The sequence below is a fragment of the Halalkalibacter alkalisediminis genome, from assembly GCF_028610705.1.
GTDB classification, from domain to species: Bacteria; Bacillota; Bacilli; order Bacillales; family Bacillaceae_D; genus Halalkalibacter; species Halalkalibacter alkalisediminis.
On record NZ_JAQQWT010000018.1, the window covers coordinates 37,326 to 53,489 of the forward strand.

The following is a 16,164-nucleotide window of genomic DNA, read 5'->3' on the forward strand; positions in this document are numbered from 1 at the left end:
ATTTTCATATAGGAAAGTGAGGAGCATCATGAAACGTTATCTAGTAATCTTTTTTATTATTGTTACAGCACTAATCATCTGGTTTAAGACCGAAGAATTAAGTAATGAGCAAGAGCAAGTTGAAGAGGAGCCGCCTGAACTACAACAAGAAGATGAATCGTTAGAGGGAGTGGCTGCCTTATGGAAATTTGATGAAGGAACAGGTACGACTACCGTTGAAACACGTTCCAATCAAGAGCACCACATTCATTATGTTTTTAACGATGCCGTTGATAAACCGAGCAGCGATCCACTTTGGAAACAGGGGATTTCAGGAAATGCTTTGCTGTTTGATGGTTACTCAACCTGGGTTTCGGCAGATACATCGGGATTACATCTTCCAGAAGATGCGATGACCATTGAAGCTTGGGTGGCCCCTCGTGCGTTTGAATGGGGAAATGAAGGAAAGCTTTCTTCCATTATTAGCTTTCATCATAAAGAGGAAAATCAAGGCTTTCAATTAGGTGTCTTTCGTCATGGAACATGGTCGTTCCAATTTGGGACAGGTGAGGAATGGTTGGAAGTGTGGGCAGATGAGGAATTTAGACTTCCAAGAAATGAATGGTCCCATCTTGTTGCTGTTTTTTCTCAAGAGAGAAACGAAGTCGTCCTTTATCGTAATGGCGAACAAGCGGGCCGTCTAGAGATTCCGCCTCATACTCAGGTCGCCTTACCCGATCAAGAACTTCGAATCGGAAAAAATAATGACCCTGCTAAAATAAGTGATACATTTGATGCGAGTATGTTTAATGGGTTAATTGATGAGGTGAAACTTTATCAAACCGCACTTGAACCGCATATCATTGAGGAGCGTTTTAATCCATTTTTGGGTGAAGGGCTTCCTGACCCTAGTTCGGAACTTGCTTGGGACAGAAGCAGATATGAAGGGGATCGTCATCGACCCCAGTACCATTTTACCCCCCCAGAGCATTGGATGAACGAACCGCATGCACCGCTATATTTTAACGGACAGTACCATTTATTTTATCAGTTTAATCCAGCTGGTCCTTATTGGGGCGGTATTCACTGGGGACATGCAGTCAGTGATGATCTCATTCACTGGAGAGACTTACCCATTGCCTTAGCCCCTGAAGCAGATCAAGTCGACCCTGATGGTGTATGGTCTGGCGATTCGATTATCGATGATGAAGGCAACCCTGCTCTATTTTTTACCGCAGGAAATGATAGCATGAGGCCAAATCAAATGACAGGTCTAGCAAGAAGTACGTTTTTAGATGATCAAAATCCTGATTTAGTTGATTGGATTAAGCATCCAGAACCCGTAACGATTCAAGAAGAAGAGATTCAAACGGAAAAAGGAACGGTTTGGCATGGTCAATTTAGAGATCCGTTTGTTTTTAAATCTGGAGATAAATGGGTCCAACTTGTGGGTTCAGGAATAAAAGATGGCGAGGAATCAGTTGGAGGAACCGCGCTTGTTTACACATCAGATAACTTAATCGATTGGCATTATGAGCATCCTCTTATGATCGGAAATGTCCTCAACTATCCGGAAACGGGTGATGTGTGGGAGCTTCCCATTCTATTACCGATTGGGGAAAACGATAGCGGGGAAGAAAAATATGTTTTTCTCATTAATCCATGGTTTGACGGTGATAGTGAATATGCGGTGAAATACGTCTGGTATTGGATCGGCTCGTGGGATGATGAAACCTATCAGTTTATCCCTGATCAAGAAGATCCGCAGTTGCTAGATGTCGGCGAACACTTTACAGGACCAAGTGGAATGGTCGATGATCAAGGCCGAGCCATTGTTTTTTCGATTACACAGGATAGAAGAACCGAAGAAAGTCGATACAATGCCGGATGGGCTCACAATGCTGGTTTACCAATCGTCCTATCGCTTCGTGACAATCATCGTCTAGGAGTGCAACCTGTTCAGGAAGTAGAACGTTTAAGAGAAGAACACCTTTATGCACTCGACACCCCTTCTACCATAGAAGACGTGAACCAACAAATAGCAGACCTCAGTGGAGACATGCTTGAAATTGAATTAGAAATAGAAAGAAAAGCAGCTCAAAAAGTCGGGATAAAAGTTCGTCAATCACCAGATCAAGAGGAAGAAACGCTCTTATTCTATGATTTTGACGAACAAACGATGAATGTCGATCGAGAGCGCTCCAGTCTTTCAGATCATGTGGAAAAAGGAATTCAAGGAGGAAAAGTGGAGTTTGAAGGCGACCTTTTACGCCTCCGTCTCTTTCTTGACCGCTCCATGGTTGAAGCCTATATAAATGGCGTAAATAGTTTAACAACACGCGTCTATCCATCAAGAGACGATTCTCTCTATCTAGAATTGTTTACAGAAGGAGAGTCTGAAGTGAAGAAAATGAATGTATGGAGAATGGGAAGCGCGTATTAGTTGGGAAGCGGGGGGACGGTTCTCTTGCTTCCTCTTGACTGCGGTACCTGGCATCACCAGGATTTTCTCAAAACCAAAAAAAGAAGGAACCGCCTCACTCCGATCAAGCAGAGTGCGGGGTTCCTTCTTCTTTTTTTTGCATTAGTAGGCTCAGTCGCTCTCCTAAAACAAACCAATCATATTAATAAACACAATCATAATCGTAACCGGAACCATCCATCTCATCAGAAACTTCCATGTGGAGAACCAAGTAGGAGAGAGTGTATTCCCTGCTTGAAACTCACTGGCGATGAGGTGTTGATCCATTCGGTAGGAGATAAATAAAGCAATGAGCAAGCTTCCTAGTGGCAGCATGATGTTACTAACGAGATAGTCGGTCGCATCAAACACGGATAAGCCAAAAATCAGCACATCTTGAAGGACACCAAAGGATAACGCTGCTGGTATTCCAGCTAAGAAAACCACGATTCCTGAAACGAGAGCTACCTTGCTTCGTGAACGTTTCCCGTCCTCTGTAAAGGCAGAGATGATAATCTCAAGCAAACTAAACGAGGAGGTTAAAGTGGCAAACAGAAATAATAGTAAAAATAAGCTTAAGAACACAGAACCAAGTGGCATTTGCGAGAATGCGGTTGGCAGGACGATGAATAGTAATCCAGGACCTTCTGCTGGTTCAAGCCCAAACGAGAACACCACTGGAAAGATAGCAAGACCCGCTAGTAAGGAAACAAAGATGTTCATGAAGACAACCGATGATGCTGCTTGCGGAATGCTTTCTTTTCTGTCTAAGTAAGAACTATATGTAACCATGCAAGAGAACCCAACCGCTAAAGAGAAAAAGGATTGCCCAAGTGCATATAAGATCGATTCCCCTGTTATATTCGAGAAATCAGGCTGTAGGAAAAAGCGAACCCCTTCCATCGCTCCTTCTAACGTCAGGGAACGGCCGACAAGAATAATGAAGAAAACAAAAAGCAGTGGCATTAAATACTTACTAGCTTTTTCGATCCCGTTTTTAATGCCAAATGATAAGACGATCACGTTAATCAGTAAGAATAAAGCTAAACCCGTTAACCCCATCCAAGGCGTACTCGTCACTTGCCCAAATAACTGACCGTAGTTAGCGCTTTCATGAATGATGTTACCAGAAACGGCGAGTCCAGAGTAAAGCAGGACCCAGCCCCCTACGACACTGTAAAAAGAAAGTAATAAGAAGCACCCGATTACACCAAGGCGACCGACCCAAACCCAAAGGCTATTAGGCGCTAACGTTTGATAAGCCGTGATCGCTTCTTTCTTTGCGCCTCTTCCAATCACAAATTCAGAAATCAGCATCGAAAGGCCAATGACAACGGTAAAGGCGATGAAGATAAGGAAAAAGGCGCCGCCGCCGTTCATCCCTGCGACATAGGGGAATTTCCAAATGGCTCCTAAGCCAATCGCCGCTCCGGCTGTTGCCAGAATAAATCCTAATTTAGATGACCATTGTTCGCGATTTTCACTCATAATACCATCCTTTGCTACGTGATTTTTTACTTAGCTGATGTTGTTTCCCCGCTACCTTTTATACTGAAAAGGGAGGCCACTGAAAAAGGTGTATGTTCCAGTGGCCTTGAATCTGCTAAAAGGGACTTTTAAGCGGGGCAGGCACCAGGTTAAATTTCTGTTCGTAAATCCCATAGCTCAGGGAAAAAGCGTTGGTCTAGAACTTTTTTCAAGTAGTTCACACCAGAAGATCCGCCCGTTCCTACTTTAAATCCAATGATGCGTTCAACGGTTTTCATATGACGGAAGCGCCATTGTTGAAGCCAATCTTCAATATCGACTAGTTTTTCTCCCAATTGATATAAATCCCAATATTGCTCCACATCACGGTATACTGTTAACCAAGCTTCGCGGACCGATTCATCTGCTTCATATGGTTTGGAGTAATCGCGATTCACCATTGCTGGATTAACCGGTAATCCTGCTTTGGCAAGAGCTTGTATCGATACGTCATACAAACTTGGAGCATGATAGGCTTGCTCAAGCGTCTGATGAAGCTCTGAGTCTTTTTCATAGATTTTTAGAATATGACCCGTTTTATAACCAAGAGCAAACTCGATTAAGCGATATTGGTAAGACTGGAAACCAGAAGCTTGACCAAGTGAGTCACGGAATTCCATGTACTCAGCTGGCGTTAGGGTTGAAAGAACGTCCCACGCTTGAATAATTTGCGATTGAATTTTTGAGACACGAGCCAAACGTTTAAAAGAAGTTTGCAGGTCATCAGCTTGAATCGACTCGATCGCCGCATTTGTCTCATGCAAGATAAGCTTCATCCAAAGCTCACTCACTTGATGGATGACGATGAAAAGCATTTCATCATGGTGATCGGATAAACGAGTTTGACTCGAAAGAAGGCTATCTAACTGTAAATACTCGCCGTACGTCATGTTGTTTTTAAAATCAGTATGAATGCCTTTTTCCGCTTCTGTTGCTTTATTTTGATACGTTTCTTTGTTCGTCATCATAAGCCTCCTTGAATGTTTTAGAGTGGTCTAATTACCGCTCTGACTGGACTTCCATCGGCGTCTTTTAATGGCAATGGCAGAGCAATTAGCTCATAATCGCCTTCTTCGACACGGTCAAGCATCAGGTTTTCTAAGATGTGAATCTGGTGCTTGAATAAAGCATGATGTCCTTCTAGCTCTTTGCTGTCTAGTGCGTCGACAGAAGGGACATCGACCCCAATTAAGCGCACGCCTTTTTCCTGTAAGTAAGCAGCACCATCTGCGGTTACATAAGGAATGCTCTCAGGAAAACGGTCTGGTTGATTGGGAACCGCTGTTTTGATCAATAGACGCGTAACGCCGTCTAAATCAAACTGACTTAGGGCAGCGTGATCGATTTTTTCAAAGGCAGAAAGATCAATCACACGGGCCTCGCCGATAAAGACATTGATATCTAAATCTAATATCTTCGCCCCGTCATTGAGAAAATGAAAAGGAGCGTCGACGTGAGTCCCGGAATGAACACTCATCGTCATTTGTCCGATATTCACAGAACCTGTTTGTTCCTTCGAATACGTCACTTCATAGTGAAAAGGGGTGTCGCCTGGCCAATGGGCAAGCTTGTCATGCAAAGGCTGTGAAACATCGATCCACGATTTGTTTGCAGGTTGTTTACTCATGATTACGCCACCACTTCACGTTCATTTTTAAACTGCTTATAGCGTTCTTCTTTCATGATCCGTTTTAAGATTTGAACACTTTCCCACACTTCTTCAAACGTATTATAAAGGGCCACCGGAGCAAGGCGAATGCCGTTTGGCGTACGGAAGTCTGGGATGATCTTTTCTTCTTTTAACGCTTTACAAATTCTTGCAGCCTCTGGATGTTCAAGATAAATGTGACCGCCTCGTCTATGATCTTCTTTCGGGTTTTGAATCGTCAAGCCGTACTCCGAAAGTTCGTGTTCAATCAGGTCCATTAAGTATTGAGTCAACTTTAGTGATTTAGCTCGAATGTTTTCCATGCCGGCTTCTTTAAAGATCGAGAGCGAGCCAATTAATGGAGCCAGACTCAATACATGAGGGGTTCCCATTTGAAAAGCGCCAGCGTCTTCAGCTGGTGTTAAGGTGTGATCCATATCAAACTGCTTATCTTTGCGAGAACTAAACCAGCCAGCAAGGCCAGGGTGTCTGCCAAAATGTTTCTGATTCACAAACAAACCACCAACGCCACCAGGACCGCCATTTAAATGTTTGTAATTGCACCAAAAAGCAAAATCAACGTCCCATTCACTCAACTGGTGAGGGATCGAGCCGACCGAATGACACAAATCAAAGCCAATGAAAATGTTGCGCTTATGAGCTTCTGCCGTTAAACGCTTCATATCCAAAATCTGACCACTACGGTACAGAACACTTGGTAAGACAATGAGGGCGATATCTTCCTTCATTTCCTGGATGATGTCATCTTCATTCAACGTATGGCCGTCAGAACTACTCACTTCTATTAAATGTTCGCTAGGGTCATAGCCTTTTAAAGCAAGCTGACTCTTCAAGGCATATATATCACTCGGAAAATTTAACTCATCGGCTAAGATTTTCGTTCTCTTTCCTTCTGGTTTATAAAACGTACTCACTAATTGATGCAGGTTCACGGTTGTCGACCCTGTCACGATCACTTCCTCTGGCGATCCCCCTACAAGTGGAGCTAAGGTCTTTCCTAAGTTTTCGGATAAGTAAAACCAAGGATGCTCCCCTTGAGTCCATCCGTCAATGCCGTAGTTTTTCCATGAATCTAGTAAACTGAATAATGTTTGTTCTGCTCGTTTCGAAAGCAGGCCAAGCGAATTCCCGTCAAGATAGATACTTCCTTCCTTTACGTAGAACTCTTGACGAAAAGAGGCAAGACCATCTTGTTTATCTAAACCAAGCGCGTATTCTCTTTTGTAAGCGTTACCAACGGACATGTAAAACTCCTCCTCAATAGAGTAATCTTCTGATTCGAATTATATTACAATAATTGACACAATGTCAATGACATCGTGTCAATTAGTTATGGTAACATTGTATTCAAAAGAATAACCTTGTAGAATAAGGATTACAGAGAAATCAAACGAGGTGTAGCATGTGGCGAACGAAAATGAAAACTTAACGGTAAGGGAGCGTCAAGCTATTCAAACGAGAAAGAATCTGTTGGATGCGGGAAAAGCGATCTTTCTAGAAAATGGCTTCCAAAAAGCAACGATTTCTCAAATGATTAAACGAGCCCATACCGGATATGGAACAGCCTATGTCTATTTTAAAAATAAAGATGATCTTTTGATTGTGTTAATGGAAGAAGTCATGGAGAAATTCTACCAAGTAGCGGAGCAGTCGTTTGAACCGAAGTCAAAGGGCGAAGCGCAAGAGCAAATTTCCGAGCAAGTTCGCTTGTTTCTCATGCTTGCGGTAGAAGAGAAAGCGATGATGAACGTGATCAAAGAAGCAATCGGAGTCTCACAAGAGGTGGAACAAAGATGGAATCTGATTCGTGAACGATTTATTGAACGAATTTCTGTCGATGTTCGCTACTCACAAAAAAAGGGCCTAGCCAACCCAACCTTCAACCCTGTCCTCGTCGCACGCGGCTGGTTTTATGCAAACGAAATGTTTATGTGGGATTGTGTAAAGGGAGACAATTTATTCTCGATCGATGACGTGATTATGAATTTGACGCAGTTGTATGTGGATGGGTTGTATTGAGGAAGCGCGGGGACGGTTCTCATGCTTCCTCTAACGAACCACAGAACCACTCCGTGCAGTGAGGGCAGCCAAAGCGTGGTTTTGATAAAAGAATAAGCATTTTTAGAGAAGTGCTACCAGCACTTCTCTTTATGATTAAGGAAGCAAGAGAACCGTCCCTTTGCTCCCTTTGTCCCTCCCTGAGGTATATCTCCTCGGTCTTCTAACATACCTATCAGTATTGAAGAAAAAGGAGCGGTGTAGATGGCTATAATGTTTGGAACGCATATTTTGCATACGGTTCAACCAGGTGATACGGTTTACAGCCTTTCTGTACAGTATGGAAGTACCGTCGATGCTATTACTCTTGCCAATGTCTTGTATCCCCCTTTCGTTGACCCATATGTGATCTATCCGAATCAAATCCTCGTCATACCAAAAGTAATTTCAAATGAGACCGTCACGCTATACGTTATTCAAGCTGGTGATACGGTAGGAACTATATCTCAGCGCTTTTCAGCTTACCCAGAGCTTTTAGTTGGAATAAACAAGACCATTCAAAATCCAAATTTCATTTTTCCTAAGCAGCAAATTCAAATCCCAGCGGTGATATATGAAGTAGAGACAGGAGATTCGCTTGTATCGATTTCAGAAAGAACAGGGATTGCCCTACCGGATATTCTTCAGGCCAATCAAGATCGGCCGACCCTGTCACCGGATGTACTTTATTCAGGCATGAGACTCATAATCCCGCTTCAGATGTCAGAGAATATGGTTGTCACACAGCCCTTCCCAGGCACCGTTATTCGTGATAATCAAGTCATATCTGGGTATGCGAGAGCCTTTGAAGCCAATGTCCTTTACCGAGTGGTTGATGATAACGACGTCATCATTACGAATGAAACTTTCACAACCGCAGAATTCGGTGCCCCTTCCTATAGCCGGTTTCGAGATTCGATTTCTTTTGATCGGGCGCCAACTACAAATGCAGGCGTACTGCAAGTGTATACGAGAAGTGCCATGGATGGATCTGTTCAAGATCTTGTTCAGACGAGAGTTTTGTTTTAAATCGGGAGGAAGCGCGGGGACGAACCGTCCCTTTGCTCCCTTGCTTCCCTGCGATAACTTTTTCCATAACGGTTATACTACTAGCAGCTTGACTTTCCGTTATCTGTTTTAGTTACATAAGTACTAAAAGGACATGGTGATTGGATTACAGAAAGAGACAGGAGGCATTTTACATATGAAAAAAGCAATCACATTGATGATGCTCGCTTTATTTTTTGCTATGATTTCAGGATGTGGTGAACCGGAAGCAATGGATGAGGTGGTTACGGAAGAAGAGGTGGAACCTGCACCAGTTGAAGAGGGAGAGGTCGTTGACGAGGATCAGTCGGTTGACGTTGATAAAGGTCTTTTAAACGTCGTGATTACAATCCCTCCCAGTATGATTGAAGGGCAAGATCTAGAGCAATTGATTGCGGATGCTGAAGAAGCTGGTGTAAGAGAAGCGACAGAAAACGAAGATGGCTCGCTGACTTATGAAATGTCTAGGGCGACACATAATGAGATGATGAAGGAGATGGAAGAAAGAATTAACGAAAACCTTGAGGAAATAAAAGAAAGTGAAGACTATCCGTCCATTCAGGATGTAACGGCTCATAACTCCTATTCTGAGTTTACTTTAGTCGTTGATCAAGAAGCTTTTGAAAACAGTTTGGATGGGTTCGCGGCATTAGGGCTGGCGATGACAGGAATGTATTATCAACTATTTAATGGAGATGATCCAGATCATATTAAAGTAACGGTACATTTTGAAAATGCTGAGACAGGTGAGGTGTTTGATACAACGGTGTATCCTGATGCGTTTGATGAGTAGGTTGGGGTGCCGTTGCGGTGCCAGGCACCCCTCAATTCTCCATCACTTTCACCGACAATTTCAATTCATAAACGGCTCTTGGCCGCCCTTTCGTATAAGGCATTTCTTCCCCAACGGTAGACAGGTATCCATGCGTTGCAAATTTTTTCAGGAGTCGCTCCGCTGTTCGGCGGCCTACGCCTAAATAATCGGCAAGATCATTTGAAGTGAAGGGAGAGGTGTCTCTTGTTTTCACAAATTGGATGACCTTATCTAGGTTCGCTGTGCTTATTTGAAGGGCTTTTGCAAGGGTTTGTCGTTCTTCGTTTTCTGTTTGGATGTTGTGCTCCTTTTTCTTTTCGTTTAATGGACCGATGATTCTTTTTTCCTCCGTCATAATAAACACACTTTGTTTATAGGAAGACTTCCTCGCATAGGTTAAAGCCATTTCCGCATTGCTTTCTGCCTCTTTCATGGTCATACCAAATCCAAATCCGATGTGAATCCCTGTCGCTGTCTCTTGTTCGATGTCAGACAGTAAGGGGAATGATTGAAATTGGCTCGTCGCATCTTCAATGCTGCCTTTTGTCCCGAAAACTTTCACGCAGTCATCCTTCATTTGAATCGACGCTTGAATGATTTTTGCAAATTCAGCCAGCTGGTTTTGAATAACAAGCACCTCTTCGGATAAAGGCTTAGATGATTCGCTAGAATCGATCGTTATGAGGCCAATGGCAATTTGTGACCGATTACGCTTCTGTAACTCTACGATCGTTTTGGCTTCTTTTAACGAGTCAATGATGCTATTTTGTGGGTCGAGCATTTTCAGGCACGGTATCCCTTTTTCGGTCAAGCGGTTGAAGATCGCGTGTATGCTTGTTAAGGCAAGGCTTGTCTTTCCCTGATCCCATAATGCTGTGTGAAACGCTTCAATCTCATCTAGATCAAAGTTCCCTTCCTGTTCTCCTAAGATCGTTGGATAGTCTTTGACGTGGAGGTGTTTCGGCGTTATTTGCAAATCGTTTAGGACATTAGTGAGATAGGATCGATCTACTAAATCAATCGATAGGCGCTCCATAGGGATTTCATGGTGCTGCTTTATATAGAAAAGCGATAAAGTCAGCGCATGTTCGTTAAAGGATGGATAAACAGCCGGAATCTGCAGCTTTTGTCTTTCTAGTGTTGCATAAAAATAAGGCAGCAGACCGGAGAAATAAAGAATATCACATGGCTCAAGTTTTTTGATAAGGTTGACCGTATCACGTGGGTCTGTATAGATATAAGGAACCATTTCAATATTTTTTAATTGATGTTCATAAGCTTTAATTTGTTCGAAAGAATCTTGTGAACCAAATACAGCCATTTTTATTTTCATATGTTCTCTCCTTAAAAAAGAAAAGTCGCAATTGACGAAATATTAATAAAAATATATCATAGTATTTAATTAGCGACAACCAAGCGACATATAAAATATGTGTAAAAGGGGCGAAAACATGATGGAAATTACCGCTGTTCATATTTATGGAATCCATCTTCCTTTAAGAGAACCGTTTATCGTAAGCTATGCAACGTACACATCTATGCCTTCTATCATTGTAAAAATGGAAACAGACGCTGGATTAATCGGCTACGGTGAAGCGGTTGCAGACGAACATGTGACAGGAGAGACGTGGGCTAGTACCTATCAAGTGCTAAAACATACGTTGGTTCCAGCTATTTTAGGAGAAAATCCTTTTCATCTAGAAAAAATTCACGACATCATGAATCAAACCATCCACGGCGCACCGGCAGCCAAAGCAGCCATTGATATTGCGTGCTATGACCTGATCGGCAAAGCGCTTAAACAACCGGTCTATCAACTATTAGGCGGGAAGTTTCATGAAGAGTTTCCAGTTGCTCATGTGGTAAGCATTCTCGAACCGGAGGAAATGGCCGAGCAAGCGAAGCAAGCGGTCGATCAAGGATACAAGATTTTAAAACTAAAAGTCGGAACAGATAAACGAAAAGATATCGAGAGAATTCGCGCGGTTCGTGAAAAAGTCGGAAACGAGATTGTGATTCGTGTCGATGCTAACCAGGGCTGGAAGACGAGTGCGGATACGTTGTCTGTGTTACATAAAGTGGAAGACTTACAGATGGATTGGATTGAGCAGCCTGTTTTAGCCGATGATCTCGACGCTTTGTTAGAAGTAAAGCAAAAAAGTATGGTTCCGGTGATGGCGGATGAAGCCTTGCATAACCAACGAGAGATGCGTGAGATCATTGCCAAGCGAGCGGCGGATAAAGTAAACATTAAATTAATGAAATGCGGCGGGATCTATCCAGCGATGAAGCTCGTTCATCAAGCGGAGATGGCCGGAATAACATGCCAGGTTGGCTCAATGGTCGAATCATCCATCGCGTCAGCAGCAGGATTTCATCTTTCCTTTTCCAAGAAAAACATTACAAGTGTTGAGTTAACAGGCCCATTAAAATTCACAAAGGATGTCGGTGATTTATCATTTGATCTTCCTTTTATTCGACTAAACGATCTTCCGGGACTTGGCGTCGAAGTGGATGAAGATGTGCTTCAGGAGTTAACAGACATGCATGATGTTATGAGAGAGGAATGATAGCATGGAAATCCTTTATCAAGGAACGTTGTTGAATCAAGCAACACATTCTTATGAAGATGTTCAAGTTCAAACTCTGAACGATCAGCATCGATCGCAAATTTTACAGGTTCAACAGCACGTTGTAGAGCATCTCCAAGTAAAAGAATCCCTGCAGTCTCTTACTCTTGAAGAATTTGAACACGTTTTCAACGAAGGGGGACTAATGATAGGAGCGTTTGTAGGTGAGCAGTTGATTGCGTTTCGGGCGCTTTTGTTTCCGGGCGATGACCCGGAAAATTTAGGCCGTGATTTAGGACTGTCGGTAGCCAAACAACAAAAAGTCGTTCATCAAGAACTAACCTGCGTGCTTCCGGATTACCGCGGAAACGGCCTGCAAAATCAACTAGCTCAGCTGATTATGAAAAAGTTTTCCAAGCTTCAGCTTCCGTATCGTTATCTTTGCTGCACCGTATTCCCGACCAATGTTCCAAGTGTAAAAGATAAGTTTAAACAAGCGATGCTCATTGCAAAAATCAAAGAGAAATATAGCGGCAAAATGAGATATATTTTTTTCAAGGATTTAGAACAGAGTGCCTTGCTTGACCGAAAGACAATCAAAGCCGTACCAATTGCTGATTATGAGCAACAAAAAGTGTTGTTACAGGAAGGATTTTACGGTTTCGATACAGAGGAAGAAAACGGGGAGACCACGATCCTTTTTGCAAAACCTTCTACAGGAGAAGAGGTATGAAGCCAATCGTAAAAAGCCTACATGTTCAATTAAATGACATATTTGACCATCTTCATGCCAACCCTGAGCTAAGTTGGAAAGAAAAAAAGACAACAGCGTATCTCAAACAGTTGCTAGAGAGACATGGCGTTCGGGTCAACACGTTTTCAGATTGTACCGGTTTGATTGCTGAGATCGGCAGCGGCCAACCGGTCATTGCGGTCCGTGCTGATATGGATGCCCTTAGTCAAGAAGTGAATGGCGTGATTCAGGCAAATCATTCTTGCGCCCATGATGCTCATATGACGATCGCAGTTGGGGTGTTGCTCACTCTTAACAATCAGAATCTTCCAAAGGGGACGATTCGTTTTATTTTTCAACCGGCCGAAGAAGTGGGAAATGGCGCTTTGAAACTCGTTGAAAAGCAAGTTGTCGATGATGTCGATTATTTATACGGTGTTCATTTACGGCCAATTCAAGAACTCAAAGGTGGTCAAGCGACACCCGCAATCATCCATGGAGCTGGCTTATTTTTTAAAGGAAAGATTATCGGCGAAGATACACACGGAGCACGGCCCCATTTAGGTGTCAATGCGATTGAAGTTGGTTCGACGATCGTTGAGCAGTTAAAAGGGATCTATTTAGACCCGCAAGTTCCTTATTCGGTAAAAATGACGAAATTCCAAGCCGGTGGAGAACATGCAAACATTATACCGGGATCGGCGGTTTTCTCAATCGATATGCGTGCTCAAACGAATGAATGCCTGCAGCAGCTTCGAAAGAAAGTAGAGAATTCGATCGAGGCGATAGAAAAGCTGTACGATCTCGAGATTCAGTTGCAAGTACTTGACTATGTTCCAGCAGCAGAGGTAGATAAGCAGGCTGAGGCCATGATGGAGGCAGCTATTTTGAAAGTACTTGGACAAGAGAATTTCGTTAAACCGATTGTCACATCAGGCGGCGATGATTTTCATTTTTATACGATTAAACGTCCTCATATTAAAGCAACGATGCTTGGACTTGGAGCCAACTTAACACCAGGACTGCATCATCCTCATATGACGTTCGATCGAGAGACGATTTTGACAGGAGTTGAAATCCTTGCACATACGGTTGTGAACACTTTGAACGTTGATAATTGAAAACGTATACAAAATTGATGAGCGGAGGAAATAAGATGAAACATGAAGAAAAGCAGATATCTTTTGGCTGGGCTATCATTCCGTTAATTATTATGATTGCAGCGATGTCTTATACGATTGTCATTGTTGGCGGGGATCCACACATCCCGCTGATCCTGGGTACAGTAGTAGCGGCTCTTGTTGCTTGGAAGTCCGGCTTTTCCTGGGGGGAAATTGAGGGAGGGCTTTACAAAGGAATTCGCTTAGCTCTTCCTGCGATCGTCATTATCATCATGGTCGGAATTATTATTGGCGCATGGATTGGCGGCGGGATTATTGCAACCATGGTTTATTACGGGTTAAAGCTCATCTCTCCTTCTCTCTTCCTTGTTTCGATTACAGTCATTGCCGCGATCGTCTCTCTTGCGATTGGCAGCTCATGGTCGACGATGGGAACAATTGGTGTAGCTGGAATGGGGATCGGCTTAAGTATGGGCATCCCAGCACCGATGATTGCTGGAGCGATTATTTCCGGTGCTTACTTTGGTGACAAAATGTCTCCGCTTTCAGATTCAACCAACTTAGCCGCCGGGGTTGTCGGAGTTGATCTATTCGAGCATATCAAGCATATGTTTTTTACGACCATTCCAGGTCTTGTGATCGCTTTAATCGTGTATGGGTTCCTTGGCAGGCAGTTTTCTAGCATTTCGATGGAGGACGGGCAAATTGCTGCTATCATGACTCAGTTGCAAGCAAATTTTGTGATTACGCCATGGCTATTACTTGTTCCCGCGATTGTTATTTTATTAGTAGCTCGAAAGGTTCCTGCCTTGCCGGCTTTAGCGGTTGGGGTCATTTTAGGATTAATGGCACAAGTTTTCGTCCAAGGCGGTGCGATTGGCGATGCGATCAATACCCTACAAGGTGGATTTTCGATTGAGTCTGGAAATGAAATGATTGATAGCTTGTTTAACCGCGGCGGGATTGACGACATGATGTACACCGTATCGTTAACGATTGTGGCCATGACCTTTGGTGGTGTGTTAGAGAATACAGGCATGCTTAAGTCGATTGTGAACCAAATCTTAAAGGTCGCTAAAACCGGAAAAGGCTTAGTGACAACGGCCATTTCTACTGCATTTTTAACCAATGTTACCGCAGCAGAACAGTACATCTCTGTTGTCGTTCCAGGAAGAATGTACGCTCAAAGCTTTCGAGAGAAGGGACTGCATCCGAAAAACTTATCGCGTGCCGTTGAGGATGGCGGTACCATCACATCGGTATTTGTTCCATGGAATACATGTGCGATCTTCATTTTCGCAACATTAGCTGTTCATCCTTTAGAATATGCACCATATGCGATACTGAATTTCGTTGTCCCTATTATTTCACTGATTTATGCATGGACCGGTTTTTCTATTACACCTTTGCCTCCTGGAGAAGCTGGAAAGGTTGATGAGGATGGTAGAAAGGTAGTTTGATGGGGGGGAGGAGCGTGGGGACGGTTCTCTTGGACTGGTCAGTCAATGCAAAAGTAAAAAGTAAAATTTCTGGTACACTTACGGAATTTGCTGTTGTGGCTGCCATTATTAGTTTACCCATACAAGCGGTTTTCACCTATCTATTACCGTTATTAACGATGGTGGTTCTTGGGATCGCTGCGTGCCCCTCTTTTAAAGAGAGGTTTATTATTTAGGGAAACATGAGAACCGTCCCGTTGCTTGAGAGGATCTGGGGCATCTGATGTCAATTCAAGACAGCTAGTAGAAGAAATTGCTACAGTTTTGAAGCCGTATGTTAAGTCTGAAATTAAGTAGTATTGAGCCCTAACCAATAGCACTTGTAAGCAAGTGTGGTTGCGTAGGGCTTTTTCTTAATTCAACATTAAAAATCAAATTTTTGGACACATTCATAATGGAAGGATATAGGTACCTGACTCCCGATACGTTAAAGAGTTAGTATGTTGAGGGTCAGGAACGGTATCTTCGAACGTATCGCCCATACAAGAGCTGATTTCTTACATAAAGTCTCAACTGACATCGACTCGGTCATAGCGGCACGCGATACGAATAAGCCCCTACACGATACAGCTAAAGACCTTGTGTATCAATAAAAAGAAAGATTAGAAGGACCAATGAAACAGAGATTGTGATACCCAATATATATGACAATCTACGAAGAAAGGGACTAATCGGTTCTATTTTATGATTCGTATCGCGGGGCGATA

At 43.1% G+C, this 16,164-nt stretch carries 15 protein-coding genes; 10 read left to right on the forward strand and 5 right to left on the reverse strand.

The genetic code is table 11. The annotated features are described in order from the left end of the window. Positions 1–28 precede the first annotated feature (28 nt). Entirely contained in the window at positions 29–2,422 is a 2,394-nt protein-coding gene (locus tag PQ474_RS18760) for a GH32 C-terminal domain-containing protein (protein ID WP_273846616.1), read from the forward strand. A 162-nt stretch (positions 2,423–2,584) separates the two neighbouring features. Here the strand turns inward: PQ474_RS18760 and PQ474_RS18765 are convergent, their stop codons facing one another. The 4 genes from PQ474_RS18765 to kynU form a co-directional block, all read right to left on the reverse strand. Beyond that, entirely contained in the window at positions 2,585–3,928 is a 1,344-nt protein-coding gene (locus PQ474_RS18765; RefSeq protein WP_273846618.1) for a sodium-dependent transporter, read from the reverse strand. A 149-nt stretch (positions 3,929–4,077) separates the two neighbouring features. Continuing rightward, on the reverse strand, positions 4,078–4,932 hold the full coding sequence (gene kynA / locus PQ474_RS18770; protein ID WP_273846621.1) for a tryptophan 2,3-dioxygenase: 855 nt from the start codon (positions 4,930–4,932) through the stop codon (positions 4,078–4,080). Between the two features lie 20 nt (positions 4,933–4,952). Continuing rightward, positions 4,953–5,594, reverse strand: coding sequence for an arylformamidase (gene kynB / locus PQ474_RS18775; RefSeq protein ID WP_273846623.1), 642 nt, complete (start codon positions 5,592–5,594; stop codon positions 4,953–4,955). A 2-nt stretch (positions 5,595–5,596) separates the two neighbouring features. Further along, positions 5,597–6,880, reverse strand: coding sequence for a kynureninase (gene kynU / locus PQ474_RS18780; protein WP_273846626.1), 1,284 nt, complete (start codon positions 6,878–6,880; stop codon positions 5,597–5,599). Positions 6,881–7,040: 160 nt separating this feature from the next. On the opposite strand from kynU, the gene PQ474_RS18785 reads away from it, so the two are divergent. The 3 genes from PQ474_RS18785 to PQ474_RS18795 all read left to right on the forward strand — a co-directional run bounded on the left by PQ474_RS18785 (position 7,041) and on the right by PQ474_RS18795 (position 9,513). Further along, the gene (locus PQ474_RS18785) at positions 7,041–7,655 is read left to right on the forward strand and encodes a TetR/AcrR family transcriptional regulator (protein ID WP_273846629.1); all 615 of its coding nucleotides are present in this window, start codon (positions 7,041–7,043) and stop codon (positions 7,653–7,655) included. A 243-nt stretch (positions 7,656–7,898) separates the two neighbouring features. Continuing rightward, the gene (locus tag PQ474_RS18790; protein ID WP_273846631.1) at positions 7,899–8,702 is read left to right on the forward strand and encodes a LysM peptidoglycan-binding domain-containing protein; all 804 of its coding nucleotides are present in this window, start codon (positions 7,899–7,901) and stop codon (positions 8,700–8,702) included. Between the two features lie 175 nt (positions 8,703–8,877). After that, positions 8,878–9,513: a hypothetical protein gene (locus PQ474_RS18795; RefSeq protein WP_273846633.1), complete on the forward strand. Its 636-nt coding sequence runs from the start codon at positions 8,878–8,880 to the stop codon at positions 9,511–9,513. A 31-nt stretch (positions 9,514–9,544) separates the two neighbouring features. Here PQ474_RS18795 and PQ474_RS18800 read toward each other — a convergent pair whose 3' ends face one another. Beyond that, on the reverse strand, positions 9,545–10,867 hold the full coding sequence (locus PQ474_RS18800) for a helix-turn-helix domain-containing protein (protein WP_273846635.1): 1,323 nt from the start codon (positions 10,865–10,867) through the stop codon (positions 9,545–9,547). A gap of 121 nt (positions 10,868–10,988) precedes the next feature. On the opposite strand from PQ474_RS18800, the gene PQ474_RS18805 reads away from it, so the two are divergent. From PQ474_RS18805 to PQ474_RS18830, 6 genes are all read left to right on the forward strand, one after another. Beyond that, positions 10,989–12,104 (forward strand): mandelate racemase/muconate lactonizing enzyme family protein, encoded by a 1,116-nt coding sequence (locus tag PQ474_RS18805; protein WP_273846686.1) that lies wholly within the window; start codon positions 10,989–10,991, stop codon positions 12,102–12,104. 4 nt (positions 12,105–12,108) lie between these two features. Then, positions 12,109–12,837 carry a GNAT family N-acetyltransferase gene (locus tag PQ474_RS18810; protein ID WP_273846637.1) on the forward strand — a complete coding sequence of 243 codons (729 nt, stop codon included), beginning with the start codon at positions 12,109–12,111 and terminating at the stop codon, positions 12,835–12,837. Then, on the forward strand, positions 12,834–13,958 hold the full coding sequence (locus tag PQ474_RS18815; protein ID WP_273846639.1) for a M20 peptidase aminoacylase family protein: 1,125 nt from the start codon (positions 12,834–12,836) through the stop codon (positions 13,956–13,958). Before PQ474_RS18810 ends, PQ474_RS18815 begins: the two co-directional genes overlap by 4 nt. Before the next feature lie 35 nt (positions 13,959–13,993). Then, on the forward strand, positions 13,994–15,418 hold the full coding sequence (gene nhaC / locus PQ474_RS18820) for a Na+/H+ antiporter NhaC (protein WP_273846640.1): 1,425 nt from the start codon (positions 13,994–13,996) through the stop codon (positions 15,416–15,418). A gap of 14 nt (positions 15,419–15,432) precedes the next feature. Further along, positions 15,433–15,633 carry a hypothetical protein gene (locus tag PQ474_RS18825; protein ID WP_273846644.1) on the forward strand — a complete coding sequence of 67 codons (201 nt, stop codon included), beginning with the start codon at positions 15,433–15,435 and terminating at the stop codon, positions 15,631–15,633. Positions 15,634–15,900: 267 nt separating this feature from the next. Beyond that, entirely contained in the window at positions 15,901–16,050 is a 150-nt protein-coding gene (locus tag PQ474_RS18830; RefSeq protein ID WP_273846646.1) for a hypothetical protein, read from the forward strand. The last annotated feature ends 114 nt before the right edge of the window (positions 16,051–16,164 follow it).